Below are 21609 nucleotides of genomic sequence, written 5' to 3' on the forward strand. Positions count from 1 at the left end.
TCGCTCCGGCGGGTTTTTAGTTTCGGCGGTGTGCCTCAAGCCAGGACGGCGAGAAGCAGAAGAGCGACGATGTTGGTGATCTTGATCGCCGGGTTAACGGCAGGACCAGCCGTATCCTTGTAGGGGTCGCCCACCGTGTCGCCGGTCACCGATGCCTTATGCGCGTCGGAGCCCTTCATATGGCGAACGCCGTCCTTGTCGACGAAGCCGTCCTCGAAGGATTTCTTGGCATTGTCCCACGCGCCACCACCCGAGGTCATCGAGATCGCGACGAACAGGCCGTTGATAATAACACCGAGCAGCGATGCGCCCAGCGCCGCGAAAGCGGAAGCCTTCGAGCCCGAGATGATCAATACGCCAAAGTAGACGACGATCGGGGCAAGAACCGGCAGAAGCGAAGGAATGACCATCTCGCGGATGGCTGCCTTGGTCAGCAGGTCAACCGCCCTGCCATAGTCTGGACGCTCGGTCCCTGCCATAATACCGGGCTTCTGCTTGAATTGACGGCGAACCTCTTCGACAATTGCGCCGGCCGCGCGGCCGACGGCGGTCATCGCGATGCCACCGAAGAGATAAGGAATGAGACCACCGAAGATCAGTCCGGCAACGACGTAAGGATTGGAAAGATCGAAGGAGATGTCGCCAATACCTGCAAAATACGGGTACTTGTCGCCGTTGGCGGCAAAGTATTTGAGGTCGTAGGAATAGGCCGCAAACAGAACCAGGGCGCCGAGGCCAGCGGAACCGATCGCATAGCCCTTGGTAACGGCCTTCGTCGTATTGCCGACTGCGTCGAGCGCGTCGGTCGACTTGCGTACTTCCGGCGGCAGGTGGGACATTTCCGCAATGCCACCGGCATTGTCCGTCACCGGACCGAAAGCGTCGAGAGCAACGATCATGCCGGCAATGCCGAGCATGGCGGTAACCGCGATGCCGGTGCCGAAAAGGCCGCCGAGCTGATAAGTCGCCAGGATGCCACCGACGATGACAATCGCCGGGAGGGCTGTCGATTCCAGCGACACCGCAAGACCCTGGATGACGTTCGTGCCATGGCCGGTCACAGAGGCTTGGGCGATCGAATTGACTGGGCGCTTGTTGGTGCCGGTGTAATATTCGGTGATGACAACAATCAGCGCTGTGACGAGCAGGCCGATCAGACCGCAGACAAAGAGATGCGTGCCGGTAATGTCCTCGCCACCGACCGAGCCAATCGAACCCCAGCCGATGGTCAGTGATGTCGCTGCGCCAAGGCCGATGATCGATAGCAGGCCGGTGACGATGAGCCCCTTGTAAAGGGCGCCCATGATCGAGCCATTGCTGCCGAGCTTGACAAAGAACGTACCAATGATCGAGGTGATGATGCAGGCGCCGCAGATCGCAAGCGGGTAGAGCATCGCCGATTCAAGAACGGGTGCGCCGGCAAAGAAGATTGCGGCGAGAACCATGGTCGCGACGACGGATACGGCGTAGGTTTCGAAAAGGTCAGCTGCCATGCCAGCGCAATCGCCGACGTTGTCGCCGACGTTATCGGCAATTGTCGCGGGGTTGCGCGGATCATCTTCTGGGATACCCGCTTCGACCTTGCCGACGAGGTCACCGCCGACGTCAGCGCCCTTGGTGAAGATGCCACCGCCGAGACGGGCGAAGATCGAAATCAGCGACGCGCCGAAGCCAAGCGCGACGAGGGAATCGATGACTTCGCGAGAGCTGCCTTCGTGCCCAAGCACGACAGTCAGCACGTAGTAGTAGATCGACACGCCAAGGAGCGCGAGACCGGCCACCAGAAGCCCGGTGATGGCACCCGACTTGAATGCAATCTCAAGTCCGGCGGCCAGGCTCTGGGATGCCGCCTGCGCCGTGCGAACATTGGCGCGCACCGAGACGTGCATGCCGATGAAGCCAGCAGCGCCTGACAGAACAGCGCCGATGAGGAAGCCGATTGCAGCCGTGCCGGAGAGCAGCAGCCAGGCTGCAATGAAAACGACGATGCCGACGATTGCGATGGTCTTATACTGGCGCGTCAGATAGGCCTGCGCACCCTCACGAATATAGCCTGCAATTTCCTGCATGCGCTTGTTACCCTGATCGGCGGCAAGCACCGACCGGGTTGCCCAGATGGCATAGACCACCGAGAGCAGACCGCATGCTATTACCCATAAAAGAATGCTCATTTCGCTCTTTCCTCCAAAAGAGCCGGAGCTCACTCCCTCTCCGGCTGCGAATACGCCGACTCGATTTCCTCCCACAGAAATGCTGCAACGCCGGGCGGAGATTGCGTGGAGGAAAACGGCGCGTCAAGCCCGTAAGAGCCAAAAGCCCTTGCAGCACAATGGGAACGGAGGATTCTTGGAGGTCGGGCCTGCTGACCCGGCAGAACGCTACTTCTTGGCTTCGCCCCGCACCTGCTTTGCGATGCGGTCAAGCACGGCGTTGACGAGCTTCGGCTCATCGTCGCTGAAGAAGGCCTGAGCGATTTCGACGTATTCCGTCACGATGACCGCAACGGGAACATCCTTGCGTTCGAGAATCTCGAAGACGCCGGCACGGAGGATCGCGCGGACCGTGCTATCGAGACGCGAGAGCGCCCAGTCGTCCTGCAAGGCGGACGCAATCATTGGGTCAAGGCGACGCTGCTCCCGCACGACGCCTGATACGATCGAGCGGAACCAGGAGGGGTCGGCCTTCAGATAGGTCTCACCGTCGAGTTCCTGGCCCAGGCGATGCGCCTCGTATTCAGCCACGATCTCCAGCACGCCGGTGCCGCCAATATCCATCTGGTAGAGCGCCTGAACGGCAGCAAGGCGTGCAGCACCTCGCTGGTTTGCAGCCTTGACCGGACGCTCCGAGTTCTCGTTGTTCATTCGTTATGCACCCAACTTCTTCTTCAGCTCTATCATCGTAAGAGCTGCGCGGGCGGCAAATCCGCCCTTGTCCTTGTCCGAACGGCGGGCGCGAGCCCAAGCCTGATCGTCATTCTCAACAGTCAGAATGCCATTGCCAATGGCAAGGGATTCGCTCACGGCCAGATCCATCAGCGCGCGAGAGGATTCGTTCGACACGATATCGAAATGGTAGGTCTCGCCGCGGATGACCATACCGAGGGCGACGTACCCATCATACTGCGTGCCCTCACTATCTGCTCCGTCGAGCGCCATGGCAATCGCCGCCGGAATCTCGAGAGCGCCCGGAACGGTGACGACCTCATAGGTTGCGCCCGCCTCTTTCAAGGCGAAGGTCGCGCCTTCAAGCAGGGCATCGGCCATGTCGTCGTAGAAGCGTGCTTCGACGATCAAAATGTGGGGAGCGGTTTCTCGCGCCATGCTTCACCTTCAGTAGCTAGAGGACTTCACCATTCGGCAGGCCGCGGTCAAAACACGCCGCGACCCGAATGGCAAGCAAATTCCGACCATGGTTGGATGCCGAATCCGGAATCCCGGCAACGGCGGAGCGGGCAATTCTTGCGTCATTTTGTGCCGGCGTCGGACCGGCGCCTCGAAGATGGCAAATGAAGGGCAATTCGCATGAACAATATGTGACTAAATTCCAGATACTTATGAATTGAAGGCGGATGATCCGATTACCAATTTCATCTGCGTAACGCTGACGATCCACTGCCGACGGTCGATCGTCAGAGCAGATGAAAGGATACACCATGAATCGCGTTGCAGCCATCGCCTCCGCAGTCGCTACCCTTGCCTTTGCAGATGCCAGCCGTGCCGAAAGTCTCGACATGACCACCCCGTCGGGCATCGAACGAACGCTCCGCAGCTTCAGCGGCGCAAATCTCGATATTCGGCAGGTGGCCGACCACGGCAGATCGAAAAATATCGGAGCGCCCAATTCATTTGCCGCACACAGTGTCCACGACATCCAAGTGATCCGTGCGGCCATTGCCGTCAACAAACCCCTTATGCATCAGCTCAACGCCAGAGGTGTGCTGCTCGGGAACATCGTCAACGCTGATCAGGCCGCGGACGGCGGTATCACGGTCTACTATCGATAAGGTCAAGGGCGACAGCGGAAGACTGTCGCCCGTCACGATGCTTTGCGGGTTGTATTTTCTCGCAGGATGATGCCTTTTCTCCGGAAACAGGAGAAGATAATGTCCGGCGTATCGAAGCCCGTCATCAACGTCGCTGATTTGAAGCTTGAGCACTGGAAGCAAGGGGATCTGTACGAAGGGACGGATGTCTCATTCGGCTCGCTTCTCGGCCTTGGAGGTCTCGGCATAAGCTACAACGAAGTCCCGCCCGGCAAATCCAGCTGTCCATTCCACAACCATCACGTGGAGGATGAGCTGTTTTTCGTCATCGAAGGCACCGGCGAATATCGTTTCGGTCCTGATCGCTATCCGATCCGGAAGGGTGACACGCTCGGCGCTCCAGCCGGGGGACAAGAGACCGCCCACCAGATCATCAACACTGGTTCGACGCCTCTGATCTACCTTGGCATTTCGACAATGGCGAAAACCGAGATTGTCGAATATCCCGATTCCGGAAAGTTTCTCGCCAAGACCAATCGCGACGAGGGACAAGCGAATCGCTTTCGCTTTATCGGCAGCGAGCATGGCAAGCTGGACTACTGGGACGGCGAGCCGGGTGCTTGACCTCCATCCGAGGGGAACACTTCAAGATGACCAGCATTCCTACCATCGAGACAGCGCGACTGCTGCTACGTCCGCACACCGTTGACGATTTTTCTGACTATATGACGATGTGGAGCGACGAAGCGGTGGTGCGCTTCATCGGAGGTGTTCCCTCCACCCGCGAACAGGCCTGGGCACGCATGCTGCGTGTCGCCGGCATGTGGCATCACATGGGTTTCGGATTTCTGGCGATCGAGGAAAAGCAGTCAGGGCGTTTCATCGGGGAAGCAGGCTTCCTCGACATGAAACGGGATATGCACCCCGTTTCCACGGAAGGCACTCTGGAGACCGGTTGGGGACTGATGCCCTTCGCGCAAGGGCACGGCTACGCCAGCGAAGCGCTCACGGCGCTGATCGCCTGGGCGGAAGAGCGGTTCCCCTCCAAGCCAATGACCTGCATTATCGACCCGGGGAACGATCCCTCGCTGCGCCTGGCGCGCAAGCTCGGCTTCCGCGAAGTCCAGCGATGCAACTACAATGGAGAGGTTATTCTGCTTTCGCGGTCGGGAACTCCGCCAGCCTAGCGGCATAGCGCGCCATGGTATCGACTTCGAAATTGACGAAGTCGCCTGCCTTGCGTTCGCCCCAGGTCGTGACCTCAAGCGTGTGACGGATCAGCAGGACGTCGAAATCGGTACCGTCCACCGCGTTGACGGTGAGCGACGTGCCATCCAGAGCGATGGAGCCCTTGGGTGCAACGAACTTGGCGAGATGTTCAGGCGCACGCAGGCGAAAGCGCGTCGCATCGCCCTCTTCCGTCACCGAGAGGATCTCGGCCCTGCCATCAACATGACCGGAAACGATGTGGCCGCCGAGTTCGTCGCCGATCTTCAGCGAGCGCTCGAGATTGATGCGGGTACCTTCCTTCCACGTCCCGATCGTCGTCAGGCGCAGAGCCTCTTCCCAAGCTTCGACCTCGAACCAGCGGCCGTTGCTGCCCTCGCCGGGCAGGCCGGTCACCGTCAGGCAGATACCGGAGTGCGAGATCGAGGCGCCCATGTCGATGGTCGCCGGATCATAGGCAGTGGCGACACGCAGCTTGATGCCTTCCTTCAATGGGAAAACAGATTCGATCTTGCCGACGTCGGTGACAATTCCGGTAAACATCAAAGCTCTCTTTCGTATTCGTCCAGGCGATCGTCGCCAAATATGAAGGTGCCCCTGTGCAGGAAGCCCGATGGCATATCGGTCTTCTGGACCGGCGATTCAATACCGTCCTGCCCGATCACCGCAGGGCCTTGATAGAGGAGGATGCGGTCGATGTAACCGGCATCCAGGAAAAGCTTCGCCGTCCGCGCGCCGCCTTCGATGACAAGCGAAGAAATTCCGCGCGATGCTAGTGCAGGCAGCAGTTGGTCGGGCCGGTAGGGACTGCATTGGACCACTTCGACGCCAGCCTGATCCAAAGCGTCTCGTCGTGCGAGAAAGGCCTCGTCCTCGCTATTGTCGAAGCGGGGCGGTTCGGCCGCGACGACGATCAATGGCACCTGCTTGGCCGTCGCGACCAGCTTGCTGTCCAAGGGCAAAGAGAGATCTTCATCGAGCACGACACGAACCGGTGAGCGGGCCTCAAGTCCAGGCGTGCGAACGGTGAGCAAGGGATCATCGGCGATCGCAGTCCCGATCCCAACCAGAATCGCATCGGTTTCGGCGCGCAGCTTCTGCACCTCTACCCGTGCCGCAGGCCCAGTGATCGCAATCTGCCCCTCGCCCTTTTTTCCGATCATGCCGTCAGCGGAAACCGCAAGCTTGAGAGTCACATAGGGCCGGTTCTTCGTCTGCCGTGTGAGGTAAGCAGCAAGCGAACGCTTGCCTTCCTTTTCGAGAATTCCTGACTCGACCTCGATCCCCGCATCGCGCAGCATGGCAATGCCCCTGCCCGAGACACGCGGATCCGGATCGGTGACGCTTATCACCACACGACCAACGCCGTAGGCAATCAGCGCCTCCGCGCAGGGTGGTGTCTTGCCGTAATGCGAGCAGGGTTCGAGCGTGACATAGGCGGTGGCGCCGCGCGCCAGTTCGCCGGCTTCGGCCAGGGCCTGCGGTTCGGCGTGGGGACGCCCGCCGACTGCCGTCACTGCACGGCCGACGATCTGACCGTCACGCACGATCACGCAGCCGACGGAAGGATTGGTAGATGTCTGGCCGAGATGCAGGAGACCCAGGCGGATCGCCTCTTCCATGAAACGCGCGTCGTCTTCCGAAGCGCTCATGAGCTAGTTGTCCAGGGGATCGCGGGCGATCTTGGCGTTGATCTCGGAAATGACTTTCTCGAAATCCTCGGCATGCGAAAAATCCCGATAGACAGAGGCATAGCGAACGAAACCAACATCATCCAGGCTCTTCAATGCTTCCAACACCTGAAGGCCGATCTGCTCGGAGCTGATCTCGACTTCGCCGGAGCTTTCAAGCCGTCGAACGATGCCGGATACCGCACGTTCGATGCGGTCGCGGTCGACGGGACGCTTGCGCAGTGCGATCTCGAAAGATCGCACCAACTTGTCGCGGTCGAACGGTACCTTGCGGCCGGTCTTCTTCGACACCATCAGCTCGCGCAGCTGCACGCGCTCGAAGGTCGTGAAACGACCGCCGCAATCGGGACAAATACGCCTGCGGCGGATGGACGTATTGTCCTCCGCCGGGCGTGAATCCTTGACCTGTGTGTCTTCCGATCCGCAGAATGGGCAGCGCATGCGCTATCCTTAGCCCATGTAATCATACATTGGGAAGCGGTTGGTCAGCTCGACCACCTTGCCGCGAACGGCTGCTTCCACGGCTGCGTTCCCCTCGTCGGAGTTGGCGACCTTCAAGCCGTCGAGAACCTCAACGATGAGAATGCCGATTTCCTTGAATTCCGCTTCCTTGAAGCCACGCGTCGTGCCGGCCGGCGCGCCGAGGCGCACACCCGAAGTGACGAAAGGCTTCTCAGGGTCGAACGGGATGCCGTTCTTGTTGCAGGTGATGTAGGCGCGGCCGAGGGCTGCTTCGGCACGCTTTCCGGTCGCGTTCTTCTTGCGAAGATCGACGAGCATCAGGTGGTTGTCGGTGCCGCCGGAGACGACATCGAGGCCGCCGGCGATCAGGGTTTCCGCAAGCGCCTTAGCGTTCTTGACGATCTGCGCGGCGTAGTCCTTGAACTCCGGCTCCAGCGCTTCACCGAAGGCGACGGCCTTGGCGGCGATGATGTGCATCAGCGGACCACCCTGCAAACCGGGGAAGACGGCCGAGTTGAACTTCTTCGCTAGATCTTCGTCGTTAGTCAGGATCACGCCACCGCGGGGACCACGCAGCGATTTGTGGGTCGTCGTCGTGGCAACGTGGCAGTGCGGGAACGGCGACGGATGCTGGCCACCGGCGACGAGACCGGCGATGTGCGCCATGTCAACCATCAGGTAGGCGCCGACCGAGTCAGCGATCTCGCGGAAGCGCTTCCAGTCCCAGATGCGGGAGTAAGCGGTGCCGCCGGCGATGATCAGCTTCGGCTTATGCTCTTCGGCCTTGCGGGCAACTTCGTCCATGTCGAGCAGGTTGTCGCCTTCGCGCACGCCATAGGACACGACGTTGAACCACTTGCCGGACATGTTGACCGGGGAACCGTGCGTCAGGTGACCGCCCGAGTTGAGGTCGAGGCCCATGAAGGTGTCGCCCGGCTGCAGCAGTGCAAGGAACACGGCCTGGTTCATCTGCGAACCGGAGTTCGGCTGAACGTTGGCGAAGTTGACACCGAAGAGCTTCTTGGCGCGTTCGATCGCCAGTTCTTCAGCGATATCGACGAACTGGCAGCCGCCATAGTAGCGCTTGCCCGGATAGCCTTCGGCATACTTGTTCGTCATGATGGAGCCCTGGGCTTCCAGCACCGCGCGGGAAACGATGTTTTCCGAGGCGATGAGTTCGATCTCGTGCCGCTGGCGGCCGAGTTCCTTGCCAATCGCGCTGAAGATTTCCGGATCGGTATCGGCAAGCGAGCGATTGAAGAAGGTCTGGGTGGAGGCATTGGTCATGAGCGGGCTCCTCAACTGGAATGCGCGAAGGTATTAGCGCCCCGCCCTTTCAAGGGCAATACGGAGAACGACATTTGCTAGGCAATCTACGCGCCGCGCGTTCTATGCCCGACAGGACAACAAAAAACCGCGCCAGAGAGACGCGGTTTCTTCAAAATCAAACGCGATCCAATTGACTTATTGAACCGGCTGCTCCGTGGTTGCGGTCGTGTCGAGCGCAAGCTCGGCGTTGCCGTCGAGCTGATAGATATCGTCGCGGAACTGCACGACGCCATCCGGCATGCCCCAGGCGGAAATGTAGACGAAATAAACCGGCACTTCTTCGGCGAGCTTGATCGGCGTGTTGACGCGGGTCGTGATGACCTGCTCCATCTGCTGACGCGACCACGGCGGGGTCTCGCGCAGCAGCCACGTCGTCAGATCGCGAACGTTCTGGACGCGAACACAGCCCGAGGACTCAAAGCGCATCAGCTTGTTGAAGAGACCCTGCTGCGGCGTGTCATGCATATACTCGCCGTTCTTGTTGTAGAAGTTGATCTTCGTGGACGCCATGGCGTTGATCTTGCCCGGGTCCTGACGGAACATGAAATTCGGAGCCTTCTCGGCATTCCAGTCCACCGTTTCCGGCGCCACCTCGTTGCCCTTTCCGTCGATCAGGCGAATGGCATTCTTCTCGAGATAGGTCGGGTCCTTGCGCATCAACGGTACGATGTCTTTTTCGACGATCGAGCGCGGTGCGGTCCAATAAGGATTGAGGATAACTTCGTAGATCTTCGAGTTGACGAGATGCGTCGGACGGCTGAGACGGCCAACGACCGCAGCGTGGCGCGTCGCAACGCTGCCGTCTTCCACGGCCTCGACGTAGGCGGCCGGAATGTTAACCATCACGTGGCGGCGTCCGAGCTCTTCCGGGAAGGTCTGGATGCGGATGAGGTTGGTGTTCAGCTGCTGCAGACGAACATCGGCCGGAATGTTCATGGCCTTCAAGGTGAACTCGCCGATGACGCCGTCGGCCGGAAGGCCGTGGCGCGCCTGGAAGCGCTTGACGGCGCCGTCGACATAGGAATCAAACGCCGAAGACATGCCGGCCTCCCGCGGTAGGTCGCCTGTGATGGCAAGACGCTGGCGAAGGCTCTGGACGGCCGGGTCGGTCACGCCGATCTGCAAGCGCTGCTGGCTTGGGCTGACTTCGGGCCAACCGCCAGCCGAAGCGATCTGCTGATACTGGGCGATTGCCTGCTGGATGCTCGGCACCGACTGCGGCCCGAGAATCGGCGTGTTGGAAACGACAGCCGTTGCGGTGCGGGACGCAGCCTTCGCATCGAACTGATCGTCCCAATCGCCGCGTTGTGGAGCATTAATGAGCGAGTCGATCGCCGATTGCGCAAGTGCGGGGGCCGCCAATGCGCCCGCGCCAACCATTGCCGCAGACGTCAGAAACGCCCGACGAGAGAAAGCTTCAGTACCGATTTTCTTCGACATTCATCCCAACCACTAAATTGCCGCCGCTTGAGAGACCGGCAGCCTTCGCTATCCCTGCGAGAACGCAGATCTCTCTATCAACCCGTCGCTACGGCGCATCGCACAATCTCTCTGCCGGCGATCACATGATTGCGAGCAGGGAGCGCGAGGTTGTCAGACCTCAATTTGGGAAGCGCCCTTTGCCGTGTATTTCCGCTGACATGCTAATATGGCCAATTCGTGTCGCCCTGCACCACGCTCAACCGTCGGTCGCGGGCGATGCGCAAAGAACCATATCCATCCACAGAAATGTGGCGGTTAATAGCGGCTAAAAAACGGCTTGAATACAGTCGATTATGCTTGCCTGCCATGCGTTGCAAAGATGTCACGACCTCGCAGACAAGGCGCGGATTACGCGCGTCCGGTCCGCCCACTGCCTGCAACAAATAGAGCTGACGTCGCGACCGCGTCGCGTGATTCCCGGGAAACCCCAAGCTCGTCGCGAGGTCATTGTCCAAGTCGGCGACCGAGTAGGCAGCCCGGCACCGAGACGCTGCTAACGGCGAAAAGGCGCTACGGAATACCGTTGCGCCCTTTCGTGCCTTGGAGGTCCGATAAGCCAGCAGGGAAGTTGGCTTACGAGATTACAGGCGATAGAGGATCTGGTCGTTCCAGAAGCGGTCCAGACGGGTAAGCAGCTTGTTCATCTGCGTGAATTCGTCGGAGCCGATGCCGCCAACCTTGTCGATCGAGCCGACGTGACGTTCATAGAGCTTGGCGACGGTTTCAGCGATGTCCTGACCCGCTTCCGTCAGGCTAATGCGGACCGAGCGACGGTCGATGCGCGAGCGCTGATGGTTGATGAAGCCGAGATCGACAAGCTTCTTGACGTTGTAGGAAACGTTGGAACCCAGGTAGTAACCGCGGGAGCGAAGTTCGCCGGCGGTGAGCTCGGAGTTGCCGATGTTGAAGAGAAGAAGTGCCTGGACGGCATTGACGTCGCTGCGACCCTGGCGGTCGAACTCGTCCTTGATGACGTCGAGGAGACGGCGGTGAAGACGTTCAACAAGATGAAGGGATTCCATGTAAAGATCACGGATGCCTTGTTCCTGCTGGTCACGGAAGTTCGATACCGCCTGCGGCTTGATTTTCGTGTTCATGATGACTGCCTCACTGTTTTGTTTGGCGGTGTTGGTTTTCTTCCCGCCTTGAGACAGACCCTATCGAATACAAATAAAATTCTACTTAAACCGCAGGCTTAACAGTGCCTTACCGGAAACCCTAGATGTATCAGGGTAAATCAACGCTTACCTGCTGGCGCCGCTTGCGCTTTTCGTACCAGAGCGCAACACGGAATCCCAGGTAGACCAGGACGACCGCGGCATGCAGCAAAACGATCAGCCGGTTGGACCCGAAAACCTCCGGCATGAAGCCGTACATGATGATCTGTCCGCCTGCCGCGAGCACCCAGATAACCGGCCCCCAGGAGACGGCCAGCCATAGACCGAGAGAGGCGACGGGGAAGAGAACGGCGAGGCTGGTGCTTGCGACCTTCCACGGAAGGCTGAGCAGATCGAAGCGCCCTGCCCCGACCAGCGAATAGCCGACGAGCATCGCCCAATACTGCAATCCGAACCAGAAGCAGGAAACGGCGACAAGCCGCAGGAACAGGATGAAGAGAACGCTGGTCAGCGTCCGCTTAGGTATCGTCGGAGAATCAGCGTCCATGTCTCAAACAATAGGGTTGCCGTTGCGACTTCGCCAGCGCCTCCTCCATTGCGGCCAATCGTCCGGTTTGGATTTCGGCCACGCCATGATAATGAGCGCTTCGACAATTGGAATGGCAGAAAGCTGGAAACCACCATGCAGGACAAGACCCATCTCGTCGACGAAATTACCGGCCATCGGCGCATGCGCCGCAATCGCAAGGCCGATTGGACGCGGCGCCTCGTGCAGGAGAACCGCCTGACGGTCGACGACCTGATCTGGCCGGTTTTCGTCGTTCCCGGCACGGGCATCGTCGAAGCGATCCCGGCGATGCCCGGCGTCAACCGCATGAGCGTGGATAGGCTGGTCGAAGCCACCAAGGAAGCGGCCGATCTCGGCATCCCTGCGATCGCGACCTTCCCGAACATCGAAATGGAACTGCGCGACGAAACAGGCTCGAACAGTCTTGAAACCAACAATCTGATCAACCAAGCGACAATCGCAATCAAGAAGGCGGTGCCCAATATCGGTGTCATCACCGACGTCGCGCTTGACCCCTTCACGAGCCATGGCCACGACGGGATCATGCGACAGGGCGAGATCGTCAACGACGAGACGGTCGATCAGGTTGCGCGCGTGGCCGTCATGCAGGCCGATGCCGGCTCTGACATCATTTCGCCGTCGGAGATGATGGACGGCAGAATCGGCGCCATCCGCCGCGCCCTTGACGCTGCCGGGCACCAGAATGTTGGTATTATGAGCTACGCCACCAAATTCGCCTCGGCATTCTATGGCCCCTACCGCGAGGCGATCTCCACCGGCGGTCTGCTCAAGGGTGACAAGAAGACTTACTACATTGATCCGGCAAACGGCACCGAAGCCATCCGCGATGCCGCGCTTGACGTGGAGGAAGGTGCCGACATGCTGATGGTCAAGCCGGGCCTGCCCTATCTCGACATCTGCTGGCGCATGAAGGAAGCCTTCGGTCTGCCGACCTTCGCCTATCAGGTTTCGGGGGAGTACACGCAGATCAAGGCGGCCGCGATGAACGGCTGGATCGACGGCGAGCGCGCCATGCTGGAAACCCTGCTCTCGTTCAAGCGTGCGGGCTGCGACGGCGTCCTCACCTACTTTGCAGTCGAGGTGGCAAGAATCCTAGCCAGGCGCTGATTGCGCGCCAATATTGCATTTGAGGGAAGCGATACCATATCAGCGGCATCGCTTTCTCGAAAGGAGACCGTAACGATGACGCTCACGCCCAATCCGCTCTATGCTGCACCGGACGACTGGCGCGCCTATGGCGGCACGCTGAGCCGTCGTGTCTTCGCATTCATCCTCGACTACGTGATCATTCTGCTGCTCTGCATACCGGCGGCGGTCATTCTTTTCTTCCTGTCGATCGTCACACTAGGACTCGGATTCTTTCTCTACCCGGCGCTGTTCGTGATCGTTGCAGGCCTGTATTTCGGCTTTACGGTGGGCGGTTCCCAGCAGGCCTCATTCGGCATGCGCGCAATGGGCATTGCCATCATCCGCGTCGACGGGCAGCCGATGGACTTCCTGACGGCCATCGTTCACCTGGCGCTTTTCTGGATCCTGAACTCAGTCCTGACACCGCTGATTCTGCTGGTTGGCCTGTTCACCGAACGCAGCCGGTTGATCCACGATTTTCTGGTTGGCACCGTCACGGTACGCACCGCCTGATCAGGCTCGCCACAAGCTAAAATAAACGCTGCTCCCGACCTTTGCCGGGAGCCTTTCGACGCCATATCCAAAAGTATGACGCGCGACATCGGGCAGGAGAACGGCCCCGCTGTTGACGTTTTTTATTCTTAAGTCATCCTGTGAGATAAGCAGCGAACCAAAGGAAATCTCCGCAACAGATGAATACGCAGACGACGCCATCACCGCAGTTCTACCTGACTGCTCCGGCTGCGTGCCCCTATCTGGCCAACGAGATGGAACGTAAGGTCTTCACGCATCTCGTCGGTCCCCGCGCAGCGGAGATGAACGATATCCTGACACAGGGCGGCTTTCGCCGGTCGCAGAACATCGCCTATCGTCCGGCCTGCGAGGCCTGCCGCGCCTGCATTTCCGTGCGCATCCTCGCACAGGAATTCCTGCCGACGAAGTCGATGAAGCGCGTGCTGGCAACGAACGCCGACATCATCTCCACGGAATTCCCTGCCCAACCTTCCAGCGAACAATATTCGCTGTTCCGACGCTATCTCGATTTTCGCCACCAGCAGGGCGGAATGTCCGACATGACGGTGCTCGACTATGCCATCATGGTCGAAGACACCCATGTGAACACCAAAATCATCGAGTATCGGCTTCGAAAGGAAGGGACGGGCCTGGAAGAGCGCCCGACCGGCGAGCTCTTGGCCGCCGCCCTGACCGATACCATGAGCGATGGCCTGTCCATGGTTTATTCCTACTTCAACCCTGACATGGATCGCCGCTCCCTTGGCACGTTCATGATCCTTGATCACATCAGGCGCACAAAGGCCTTGGGTCTTCCACACGTCTACCTCGGCTACTGGGTTCAAGGGTCGAGGAAAATGGACTACAAGACTCGCTTCCAGCCGCAGGAACATCTGACTTCGCGCGGCTGGGAACGTTTCGATCCCTCCGTATTGCCCGAAAGCCCGCGCTACTAAATGCTCCTCCCCTCCCTTTCCGATCATCGGAAAGGCCTGCTGCTGACGGCAATCGGCGGCTTGGCTCTTTCCATGGACATTCCACTGGTGCGGCTTGCTCACGGCGACATGTGGTCGATCCTGGGCATGCGCAGCATCACGACGGTCGCCGCCGCGCTGCTGGTGATCTGTCTTATCAGATACGCCAAGGGAGCATGGCCCGTGCTCGTGCCCGGCAGGCACGGCCTTGCGACGGGACTGCTCTACGGCTGCTCGACGCTGACTTTCCTGCTTGCCGTCTTCAACACGGCGACGGCCAATGTGGTTTTTATCGTCGCGTTCAATCCGATGTTCGGCGCTCTCTTGTCATGGATTTTTCTCAAGGAACGTCCCACGGCATCCACGCTCGTCACCATGGCGGTCATGGTGTTCGGTGTTGGCCTGATCGTGCATGATGGATTGGCCGGCGGCCATCTCTTCGGCGATGCCATGGCACTTCTCAGCGCCTTTATCCTCGCATCGGCGATAACCATTGCCCGGGCGTCGCGTCGGGAAATGGGCTTCGTGCCCTTGCTTGCCGCCGCCCTGCCGGCGGCCCTCGGCTTTGCAAAGGCCCTGCCGGTCGGGCTAGCCATAGAGCATCCAGCCTGGATCATCCTCAACGGTACGCTTCTGATGCCGGTCGCCTTTTGGTGCCTAGCTACCGGACCACGCTATCTCTCCGCGCCGGAAGTCGGCATGTTCTATCTGCTCGAAACCATCCTGGCTCCGATCTGGATATGGCTGATCTTCGCGGAAGCCCCACCGACGATGACGCTCGTCGGCGGCACGATCCTGGTCTGCGCGATTATGCTGCACTCGCTTTGGATGGTTCGGCGGAAGCCTGCGCGACAATCTCTGGCACACTGACCACCTGCATCGCATCGAGTTCGCGCTCGAGCCCCTGCATGACGTGGACCCAGTCCTTCCGCGTCTCTTCTTCGAACTGGCCCCATTGGGCGCACATTTCGTGCGAGAGCGTCAACCGCGTGCCTTCGGCGAGCGGTTCGATGTCGATCTGTATTCGATCCGCATTGTGATCATGCTCGGCTGCCGAGAAGCAGAAGACCATCCGCCGCGGTCGGCGCAATTCGAGAAATACGCCGTAATGCACCGCATCGCCTGTCGGACGTCGGTCGATGACGAGAAAATGTCCGCCGACCTTTGGATCGATGTCGGCTCGGATAACGCGGCCTTCGTCGCTTGCGAAAAGGAAGCGTTTGGCGATCTGAGGGTTCAGCCATGCGTCGTAGACGGCGCAGGGCGAGGCATTGAATGTATGCGCAACGTTCAAGGTGATGGTATTGCAGGCACTCATCAACAATCCTCCGTGACCGGACATGGCACTCTCCAGGAGCACCACACTCGATCATTCCGTCCGCCTGCGGAATGACGTCTGTCCATGTTGTGATTACAGGCCAGAAGTAGAGGAGTTGCCCCGCTCGCCAAGTGCGAGGCGCAGAATTATTTTCGCTTAGCCGGCAAACTTACCGCTGCGCGGGAAGCCTTTCGGAACGGTCCGACCAGCGGTGGCGCGATCGCCAAGCCATTCGGCAAGCTCGTCCTTGTTCTTCGTGAAGGTGCGGCCCGCGCTGTCTTCCCAGACGAGGCCGTCTGATATTGCGAAGCAGCGTACGTCGGAAATGCCGCCATCCTTGTAGCGCTGCAGGCGGACGCCCTTGCCGCGACCCATTTCCGGGACCTGCAACAGCGGGAAGACGAGCAGTTTGCGATTGTCGCCGACGACAGCGACATAGTCGCCACTGACGGGAACGATCAGCTTCGTCTCATCAGGCATGGAGACATTCATGATCTGCTTGCCCTTGCGGGTATTGGCGACCATGTCGGTCTCGGCAACAACGAAGCCGTTGCCCGCCGTCGAGACGATCATCTGCTTGCGGGCAGGATCGTGAACGAAGGCGGTCAGGACGTCCTGATGGTTGTCCATATCGATCATGATGCGCAGCGGTTCGCCATGACCTCGACCGCCGGGCAGCTTGTCGCCGCCAAGTGTGTAGGCCTTGCCACCGGTGGTGATGATCAGGATCTTGTCGGTCGTCTGCGCAGGGAAGGCAACCTTCAGCGCGTCGCCTTCCTTGAAGGTCAGGGTCGCGGTGTCGGAGATGTGCGCCTTCAGAGCGCGTATCCAGCCCTTTTCGGAGACGACGACGGTGATCGGCTCCTTCTCGATCATCGCCTGCTGGATAGCCTGCTCGTCGGCTTCCGGCGCGTCGGCGAACTGGGTGCGGCGACGGCCGAGCTCGGTCGCCTTGGCGAACTTCTTCTTCACTTCGCCGATTTCCCAGGCGACGGTCTGCCACTGCTTTTCTTCCGATGCCAGCAGGGCCTCGATCTCGCCCTTCTCCTTGGTGAGTTCGTCGAACTCGGTGCGAATCTCGAACTCCTCGAGCTTGCGCAACGACCGCAGCCTCATGTTGAGGATCGCTTCGACCTGATTGTCGGTCAGGGCCCAGCGCGCGATCATCACCGGCTTCGGCTCGTCCTCTTCGCGGATGATGCGAATGACCTCATCGATGTTGAGGTAGGCGATGAGCAAGCCGCCGAGGATTTCCAAGCGGCGGTCAATGGCCGCCAGGCGGAAGCGCGAGCGGCGCTGCAGCACTTCGCGGAGATGGTCGAGCCACTCCTTCAGGACCTCGTTCAACGCCATGACGCGCGGGATGCGGCCCATGGAGAGAACGTTCATGTTCAGCGGGAAGCGGCTTTCCAGTTCCGTCAGCTTGAACATCGATTCCATGAGGATCGTCGGATCGACCGTCCGGTTCTTCGGCACCAGCACGACGCGGACATCTTCGGCGGACTCGTCGCGAATGTCCTCGAGCAAGGGCAGCTTGCGCGCCAAGAGAAGTTCGGCGATCTTTTCGATCAGGCGGGACTTCTGTACCTGGAACGGGATTTCGGTGACGACGATCTGATAACCGCCGCGGCCAAGATCCTCGGTCTCCCACTTGGCGCGTGTACGGAAACCGCCACGGCCAGTCTTATAGGCCTCGATGATGCTTTCCCGGCCATCGATGATGATGCCGCCGGTCGGGAAATCCGGACCGGGAATAAACTCGACCAGCTTCTCGACGGTAGCATCGGGATGCTTGATGAGATGGAGGGCCGCGTCGCAGAGTTCGTGGACATTGTGCGACGGAATGGACGTCGCCATGCCGACTGCAATGCCCGACGAGCCATTCGCCAGCAGGTTCGGAAAGGCGCCCGGCAGGACGACCGGTTCTTCGTCTTCCTCGTTGTAGGTCGGGCGGAAATCGACCGCGTCCTGATCGATACCCTCAAGCAAGAGGCCGGCCACATCCGTCATGCGCGCTTCGGTGTATCGATAGGCGGCAGCGCTGTCGCCGTCGATATTGCCGAAATTGCCCTGCCCGTCGACGACAGGGTAACGCTGTGAGAAATCCTGCGCGAGACGCACGAGCGCATCGTAGACAGACTGGTCGCCATGCGGATGGAACTTACCGATGACATCGCCGACGATACGAGCACATTTCTTGAACGCGGAATTGGGCCGAATGCCCATTTCGCTCATGGCGTGAATGATGCGGCGATGCACCGGCTTCAGGCCGTCTCGCACGTCAGGGAGCGCACGATGCATGATCGTCGATAGCGCATAGGCCAAGTAACGCTCTTCAAGCGCCGCCTTCAAATCGACCGGAAGGATACTGTCGTCGTCTCCGCCAGAGGGCGGCAAAATCTCTTGTCCCATATGTCCTGACTAGCCGAGATGGTTGTTTTGAGCAAGGAATCCGGGCATTCCGGCTGTGGATGAAGTCTTGGCGCACGAGAAAAGAATGACCCGAGACGCTTTGCCTGAATTTCGTCGTTGTTTCGTTTTCCCTTCAACACAAATTTAGAAATCCGTAAATATAAACCACGACCGAACCACAATAGACCGACGGCGAATTCTCGCTCGCCGCACAACGCCGCCACCAGAGGACCCAAATGACTTTTTACCGGACGACACGGCTGATGCTTTCGAGCGTCGCCTTTCTTTCTCTCGCCGGCTCGGCTTTCGCGCTCGACGGCCAGGATCTGCTGAAGAAGATCAACGCAGCCTATAGCCAGCAGGGCGGTACCATCGTTGCCGACGGCGTCGATGTCAACGGAACCACCGTGACGCTGAAGAAGGCAAGCTTCAAACCAAACAGCGGCGAAGCGGTGTCCATCGGCGACATCACCATGACCGGCGTAGAAGCAGACGAGGATGGCAGCTACTATGTCGAGGAAGCATCCTTCCCGAACGTCAGCGCCACGAGTGAAGGCTCCACCTTCACGGCATCCGACCTGACCCTGAGCGGCATTTCGATCCCTGCGGATCCGAAGGGCGAAGGGCTCGACGCAATGCTCCTCTACGAAAATGCCCACAGCGGCCCCGTGAAGGTTATCCAGAATGGAGAGGAATTGTTCTCTCTCGCCGAAAGCGACCTCAATCTGACGCTTCGCGAAGATGAGTCCGGCTTCGATTTCGATGGTGCCTTCAAGGGCTTGAAGGCCGATCTCAGCAAGGCAAGCGACGCACAGAGCAAGGAAGCAATCGAGAAGCTTGCCCTCCAGCATATCCAGGGCGACATCACGATGAAGGGCGCCTGGGACCTGACGCCCGGCACGATCGACGTTTCCGAGTTCGCCTTCGACTTCAACAACGTCGGCAAGCTGAACCTGGCCTTCAAGATCTCCGGCTATACGATGCCCTTCGTGAAGTCTCTGCAGGAAGCCGCCAAGCAGGCCGAAGCGAACCAGAACAAGGAAGAGGCGCAGCAGGCCCTCGGTCTCTCGATGCTCGGGCTAATGCAGCAGCTGTCGTTCGAGAGCGCCCAGATCCGCTTCGACGACGCTTCCATCACCAAGCGTGCGCTCGACTACGCCGGTGGCCAGCAGAACATTTCCGGCCAGCAGATGGCGGACTCGCTGAAGGCAATGACGCCGATCATGCTGGCACAGCTCAACATTCCGGAGCTGCAGAACGCCATATCGGCAGCCGTCAACACCTTCCTCGACAACCCGAAGAGCCTGACGCTTGCCGCCGCACCGGCGAAGCCCGTTCCGTTCCCGATGATCATGGGCGCTGCCATGGGCGCACCGAACACGCTGCCGCAGGTGCTTGGGGTCAAGGTTTCGGCGAACGACTGATGCGCCGAGCTTGAGTTTTTGAAACCCGGCGCGCAGTTGCCCGCCGGGTTTCTTTGTTTTTGCAAGGTGGTCGCTGCCGGTTAGGCGGCGTAGCGGCGTAGCTCGTTCATAGCGTGCCCGACCATCTCCAGCAGTTCTGCAGTCGTGGCACCGTCACGCGCCTGTACCGACATGCCCTGGACGATCGCACCGAGGAAGCGCGCAAGCGATCCGGCGTTCGCATCCTGCCTGATATCCCCTTCCTTCATGCCGCGCTCGATGCGAGCGGTGAACAGGCCAAGCGTCTGCAATCGCAACGACGCGACGTGGTGCGCAATGTCCCCGCTCTCGGAAGCACAGTTCAGAACTGCAGTGGAGATCATGCACCCCTTGGGATGTTCCGGGGCGGTGAATAGGGCAGCCGATGTCTCGAGGAAGCGCCTGAACGTCGACACTGTATCGATCTTTTCTTCGAACGGATTGCCGGGATTCGGCCGCGGCATGCGCCGGTACTGATTCAACGCCTCGCGATAGAGTTCCGCCTTCGAGCTGAACGCCGCATAGAGGCTTTGCGGGGTGATCCCCATCGAGGCGGTCAGATCGGCAATCGAGCTGCCGTCATAGCCGTGCTCCCAGAAGACGTCGCGCGCGGCCGAAAGAACCGTTTCGCGATCGAAGGCCGGCGGGCGGCCGCGCTTTCTTTGTCCGCTATCTCGTGCGTCGTCATTATTTTTCACAATGGTCACTCTAGAAATATTTCTCGATCCGGTTTATTCAGGAACGGTCATTGTGATTATAGGAGGTTCGATCCGATGAGTCTTCCCCTTGAACCCCAGGATGCACAGCAGACAGTCGGCTTCGCGAACGCGCTCGATGCGGTGATCGACCGCACCATCGCCGCAAAGCGCCTCGTCGGTGCGGTGGTCCTGATCGCCCAAGACGGTGATATCGTCTATAGCCGCACCACCGGCCTGGCCGACCGCGAAAGGGGACAGGCCATGGCCGAGGACACGATCTTCCGGCTCGCCTCGATCACCAAGCCGATCGTCACGATCGCCGCCATGCGGCTTGTCGAGGAAGGCAGCATCGGCCTCGACGACCCAGTGACGAAATGGCTGCCGGATTTCCGCCCGCGTCTTGCCGACGGCACGGAACCGGTCATTGTCATCCGGCATCTGCTCACCCATACATCCGGCCTCAGCTATGGCTTCACCGAGGAAGACGGCCCCTATGCCCGGGCCGGCATTTCCGACGGCCTCGATCAACCCGGCCTGCCGATTGCCGAAAATCTGAAGCGGCTTGCGAGCGCCCCTCTTCTCTTCGCGCCCGGTTCAAACTGGCAATATTCGCTCGCCATCGATGTCATCGGCGGCGTCATCGAGAAAGAGACCGGCAGTTCGCTCGGCGAGGCGGTGGCAAGACTGGTGACCGAGCCACTCGGCCTGGCTGACACCGCCTTTGCGGTGCGCGACCGGGATCGGCTGGCCGCCGCCTATATGAGTGCCTCGCCGCAGCCGGAGCGGATGGGCAAGGAAGCGTCCGTGCGGGCGCTGACCGGTTTCGTGCGTTTCGCGCCGGACCGCATCTTCGATCCGAACTCCTATCATTCCGGCGGCGCCGGCATGGCAGGAACGGCAGGCGAGGTGTTGGCGGTTCTGGAGACGATCCGCAAGGGTGGCGCGCCACTTCTCTCGCCCGAGACGGTCAAGACCATGATGGCGGATCAGGCGAACGGCGTGCGCCAGCCTCTCGATCCGGGCGTCGGCTTCGGCTTCGGCTGGGCGGTGCTGACCGATCCGGTCGCCGCACAGGTGCCGTGGTCGAAGGGGACGATCCGCTGGGGCGGCGCCTACGGCCACAGCTGGTTTGTCGATCCCACAAAGAAACTGAGTGTCGTGGCGCTGACGAATACGACACTGGAGGGGATGTGGGGGCAGTTTACGGTGAATCTGCGCGACGCGATCTACACAGCGCTCTGAAG

The 21609-nt window shown here is 59.9% G+C and carries 22 protein-coding genes; 9 read left to right on the plus strand and 13 right to left on the minus strand.

The window, feature by feature from the left end; genetic code table 11:
* Positions 1-35: 35 nt before the first annotated feature.
* The 3 genes from RHIBUN_RS0122320 to RHIBUN_RS0122330 form a co-directional block, all read right to left on the minus strand.
* A complete protein-coding gene (locus tag RHIBUN_RS0122320) occupies positions 36-2171 on the minus strand; it encodes a sodium-translocating pyrophosphatase (protein ID WP_018859200.1) in 2136 nt (711 codons plus the stop codon).
* Between the two features lie 207 nt (positions 2172-2378).
* Positions 2379-2861, minus strand: a complete 483-nt coding sequence (nusB, locus tag RHIBUN_RS0122325) for a transcription antitermination factor NusB (protein WP_018116902.1) — start codon at positions 2859-2861, stop codon at positions 2379-2381.
* 3 nt (positions 2862-2864) lie between these two features.
* Positions 2865-3320: a 6,7-dimethyl-8-ribityllumazine synthase gene (locus tag RHIBUN_RS0122330; RefSeq protein ID WP_025661226.1), complete on the minus strand. Its 456-nt coding sequence runs from the start codon at positions 3318-3320 to the stop codon at positions 2865-2867.
* Positions 3321-3652: 332 nt separating this feature from the next.
* On the opposite strand from RHIBUN_RS0122330, the gene RHIBUN_RS0122335 reads away from it, so the two are divergent.
* The 3 genes from RHIBUN_RS0122335 (at position 3653) to RHIBUN_RS0122345 (ending at position 5169) form a co-directional block, all read left to right on the plus strand.
* Positions 3653-4003, plus strand: coding sequence for a hypothetical protein (locus tag RHIBUN_RS0122335; RefSeq protein WP_018116903.1), 351 nt, complete (start codon positions 3653-3655; stop codon positions 4001-4003).
* Between the two features lie 99 nt (positions 4004-4102).
* The gene (locus RHIBUN_RS0122340; protein WP_018116904.1) at positions 4103-4606 is read left to right on the plus strand and encodes a cupin domain-containing protein; all 504 of its coding nucleotides are present in this window, start codon (positions 4103-4105) and stop codon (positions 4604-4606) included.
* A gap of 26 nt (positions 4607-4632) precedes the next feature.
* Positions 4633-5169 carry a GNAT family N-acetyltransferase gene (locus RHIBUN_RS0122345; RefSeq protein ID WP_025661227.1) on the plus strand — a complete coding sequence of 179 codons (537 nt, stop codon included), beginning with the start codon at positions 4633-4635 and terminating at the stop codon, positions 5167-5169.
* Here RHIBUN_RS0122345 and RHIBUN_RS0122350 read toward each other — a convergent pair.
* The 7 genes from RHIBUN_RS0122350 to RHIBUN_RS0122380 all read right to left on the minus strand — a co-directional run bounded on the left by RHIBUN_RS0122350 (position 5132) and on the right by RHIBUN_RS0122380 (position 11838).
* On the minus strand, positions 5132-5752 hold the full coding sequence (locus RHIBUN_RS0122350) for a riboflavin synthase (protein ID WP_018116906.1): 621 nt from the start codon (positions 5750-5752) through the stop codon (positions 5132-5134). The two genes, RHIBUN_RS0122345 and RHIBUN_RS0122350, sit on opposite strands and share 38 nt — an antisense overlap.
* Positions 5752-6861: a bifunctional diaminohydroxyphosphoribosylaminopyrimidine deaminase/5-amino-6-(5-phosphoribosylamino)uracil reductase RibD gene (gene ribD, locus RHIBUN_RS0122355; protein ID WP_025661228.1), complete on the minus strand. Its 1110-nt coding sequence runs from the start codon at positions 6859-6861 to the stop codon at positions 5752-5754. Before ribD ends, RHIBUN_RS0122350 begins: the two co-directional genes overlap by 1 nt.
* 3 nt (positions 6862-6864) lie before the next feature.
* On the minus strand, positions 6865-7341 hold the full coding sequence (gene nrdR / locus RHIBUN_RS0122360; protein ID WP_007531462.1) for a transcriptional regulator NrdR: 477 nt from the start codon (positions 7339-7341) through the stop codon (positions 6865-6867).
* 9 nt (positions 7342-7350) lie between these two features.
* Positions 7351-8649, minus strand: a complete 1299-nt coding sequence (gene glyA, locus RHIBUN_RS0122365; protein ID WP_018116908.1) for a serine hydroxymethyltransferase — start codon at positions 8647-8649, stop codon at positions 7351-7353.
* A 177-nt stretch (positions 8650-8826) separates the two neighbouring features.
* On the minus strand, positions 8827-10131 hold the full coding sequence (locus tag RHIBUN_RS0122370; RefSeq protein ID WP_018859192.1) for a L,D-transpeptidase family protein: 1305 nt from the start codon (positions 10129-10131) through the stop codon (positions 8827-8829).
* A 623-nt stretch (positions 10132-10754) separates the two neighbouring features.
* Entirely contained in the window at positions 10755-11270 is a 516-nt protein-coding gene (locus RHIBUN_RS0122375) for a MarR family winged helix-turn-helix transcriptional regulator (RefSeq protein ID WP_018116896.1), read from the minus strand.
* A 130-nt stretch (positions 11271-11400) separates the two neighbouring features.
* Complete coding sequence (locus RHIBUN_RS0122380; RefSeq protein WP_018116895.1) at positions 11401-11838, minus strand: DUF6163 family protein; 438 nt, start codon at positions 11836-11838, stop codon at positions 11401-11403.
* Positions 11839-11973: 135 nt separating this feature from the next.
* Between RHIBUN_RS0122380 and hemB the strand changes: the two genes are divergently transcribed.
* From hemB to RHIBUN_RS0122400, 4 genes are all read left to right on the plus strand, one after another.
* Positions 11974-12987 (plus strand): porphobilinogen synthase, encoded by a 1014-nt coding sequence (gene hemB, locus RHIBUN_RS0122385; protein ID WP_025661229.1) that lies wholly within the window; start codon positions 11974-11976, stop codon positions 12985-12987.
* Positions 12988-13062: 75 nt separating this feature from the next.
* Positions 13063-13521: an RDD family protein gene (locus tag RHIBUN_RS0122390; RefSeq protein WP_025661230.1), complete on the plus strand. Its 459-nt coding sequence runs from the start codon at positions 13063-13065 to the stop codon at positions 13519-13521.
* Between the two features lie 179 nt (positions 13522-13700).
* Positions 13701-14477 (plus strand): arginyltransferase, encoded by a 777-nt coding sequence (locus RHIBUN_RS0122395; protein ID WP_018116892.1) that lies wholly within the window; start codon positions 13701-13703, stop codon positions 14475-14477.
* Complete coding sequence (locus tag RHIBUN_RS0122400) at positions 14478-15365, plus strand: DMT family transporter (RefSeq protein ID WP_018859191.1); 888 nt, start codon at positions 14478-14480, stop codon at positions 15363-15365.
* Here RHIBUN_RS0122400 and RHIBUN_RS0122405 read toward each other — a convergent pair.
* Both RHIBUN_RS0122405 and parC read right to left on the minus strand, forming a co-directional pair.
* Positions 15304-15837 (minus strand): SRPBCC domain-containing protein, encoded by a 534-nt coding sequence (locus tag RHIBUN_RS0122405; protein ID WP_051420075.1) that lies wholly within the window; start codon positions 15835-15837, stop codon positions 15304-15306. The genes RHIBUN_RS0122400 and RHIBUN_RS0122405 overlap by 62 nt on opposite strands.
* 132 nt (positions 15838-15969) lie before the next feature.
* Complete coding sequence (gene parC / locus RHIBUN_RS0122410) at positions 15970-18225, minus strand: DNA topoisomerase IV subunit A (protein ID WP_025661232.1); 2256 nt, start codon at positions 18223-18225, stop codon at positions 15970-15972.
* A gap of 236 nt (positions 18226-18461) precedes the next feature.
* Between parC and RHIBUN_RS0122415 the strand changes: the two genes are divergently transcribed.
* The gene (locus tag RHIBUN_RS0122415; protein ID WP_025661233.1) at positions 18462-19649 is read left to right on the plus strand and encodes a membrane protein; all 1188 of its coding nucleotides are present in this window, start codon (positions 18462-18464) and stop codon (positions 19647-19649) included.
* 80 nt (positions 19650-19729) lie between these two features.
* Here the strand turns inward: RHIBUN_RS0122415 and RHIBUN_RS0122420 are convergent, their stop codons facing one another.
* Positions 19730-20374, minus strand: coding sequence for a TetR/AcrR family transcriptional regulator (locus tag RHIBUN_RS0122420; RefSeq protein ID WP_025661234.1), 645 nt, complete (start codon positions 20372-20374; stop codon positions 19730-19732).
* A 66-nt stretch (positions 20375-20440) separates the two neighbouring features.
* Here RHIBUN_RS0122420 and RHIBUN_RS0122425 point away from each other — a divergent pair, with 66 nt between their 5' ends.
* Positions 20441-21607: a serine hydrolase domain-containing protein gene (locus tag RHIBUN_RS0122425; RefSeq protein ID WP_025661235.1), complete on the plus strand. Its 1167-nt coding sequence runs from the start codon at positions 20441-20443 to the stop codon at positions 21605-21607.
* Positions 21608-21609: the final 2 nt, after the last annotated feature.

Origin of the sequence: Rhizobium sp. IBUN (assembly GCF_000510625.1) — a bacterium.
GTDB lineage: Bacteria > Pseudomonadota > Alphaproteobacteria > Rhizobiales > Rhizobiaceae > Rhizobium > Rhizobium altiplani.

What these genes read in the sequence shown, in the direction of transcription:
- RHIBUN_RS0122425 (WP_025661235.1), top strand. Translation starts at nt 20,441, where the DNA reads ATGAGTCTTCCCCTTGAACCCCAGGATGCACAGCAGACAGTCGGCTTC.
- RHIBUN_RS0122350 (WP_018116906.1), bottom strand. Translation starts at nt 5,752, where the DNA reads ATGTTTACCGGAATTGTCACCGACGTCGGCAAGATCGAATCTGTTTTC.
- nrdR (WP_007531462.1), bottom strand. Translation starts at nt 7,341, where the DNA reads ATGCGCTGCCCATTCTGCGGATCGGAAGACACACAGGTCAAGGATTCA.
- RHIBUN_RS0122340 (WP_018116904.1), top strand. Translation starts at nt 4,103, where the DNA reads ATGTCCGGCGTATCGAAGCCCGTCATCAACGTCGCTGATTTGAAGCTT.
- RHIBUN_RS0122375 (WP_018116896.1), bottom strand. Translation starts at nt 11,270, where the DNA reads ATGAACACGAAAATCAAGCCGCAGGCGGTATCGAACTTCCGTGACCAG.
- RHIBUN_RS0122395 (WP_018116892.1), top strand. Translation starts at nt 13,701, where the DNA reads ATGAATACGCAGACGACGCCATCACCGCAGTTCTACCTGACTGCTCCG.
- RHIBUN_RS0122330 (WP_025661226.1), bottom strand. Translation starts at nt 3,320, where the DNA reads ATGGCGCGAGAAACCGCTCCCCACATTTTGATCGTCGAAGCACGCTTC.
- ribD (WP_025661228.1), bottom strand. Translation starts at nt 6,861, where the DNA reads ATGAGCGCTTCGGAAGACGACGCGCGTTTCATGGAAGAGGCGATCCGC.
- RHIBUN_RS0122370 (WP_018859192.1), bottom strand. Translation starts at nt 10,131, where the DNA reads ATGTCGAAGAAAATCGGTACTGAAGCTTTCTCTCGTCGGGCGTTTCTG.
- RHIBUN_RS0122335 (WP_018116903.1), top strand. Translation starts at nt 3,653, where the DNA reads ATGAATCGCGTTGCAGCCATCGCCTCCGCAGTCGCTACCCTTGCCTTT.
- RHIBUN_RS0122415 (WP_025661233.1), top strand. Translation starts at nt 18,462, where the DNA reads ATGACTTTTTACCGGACGACACGGCTGATGCTTTCGAGCGTCGCCTTT.
- RHIBUN_RS0122380 (WP_018116895.1), bottom strand. Translation starts at nt 11,838, where the DNA reads ATGGACGCTGATTCTCCGACGATACCTAAGCGGACGCTGACCAGCGTT.
- RHIBUN_RS0122405 (WP_051420075.1), bottom strand. Translation starts at nt 15,837, where the DNA reads ATGTCCGGTCACGGAGGATTGTTGATGAGTGCCTGCAATACCATCACC.
- RHIBUN_RS0122320 (WP_018859200.1), bottom strand. Translation starts at nt 2,171, where the DNA reads ATGAGCATTCTTTTATGGGTAATAGCATGCGGTCTGCTCTCGGTGGTC.
- RHIBUN_RS0122400 (WP_018859191.1), top strand. Translation starts at nt 14,478, where the DNA reads ATGCTCCTCCCCTCCCTTTCCGATCATCGGAAAGGCCTGCTGCTGACG.
- hemB (WP_025661229.1), top strand. Translation starts at nt 11,974, where the DNA reads ATGCAGGACAAGACCCATCTCGTCGACGAAATTACCGGCCATCGGCGC.
- glyA (WP_018116908.1), bottom strand. Translation starts at nt 8,649, where the DNA reads ATGACCAATGCCTCCACCCAGACCTTCTTCAATCGCTCGCTTGCCGAT.
- nusB (WP_018116902.1), bottom strand. Translation starts at nt 2,861, where the DNA reads ATGAACAACGAGAACTCGGAGCGTCCGGTCAAGGCTGCAAACCAGCGA.
- RHIBUN_RS0122345 (WP_025661227.1), top strand. Translation starts at nt 4,633, where the DNA reads ATGACCAGCATTCCTACCATCGAGACAGCGCGACTGCTGCTACGTCCG.
- RHIBUN_RS0122390 (WP_025661230.1), top strand. Translation starts at nt 13,063, where the DNA reads ATGACGCTCACGCCCAATCCGCTCTATGCTGCACCGGACGACTGGCGC.
- parC (WP_025661232.1), bottom strand. Translation starts at nt 18,225, where the DNA reads ATGGGACAAGAGATTTTGCCGCCCTCTGGCGGAGACGACGACAGTATC.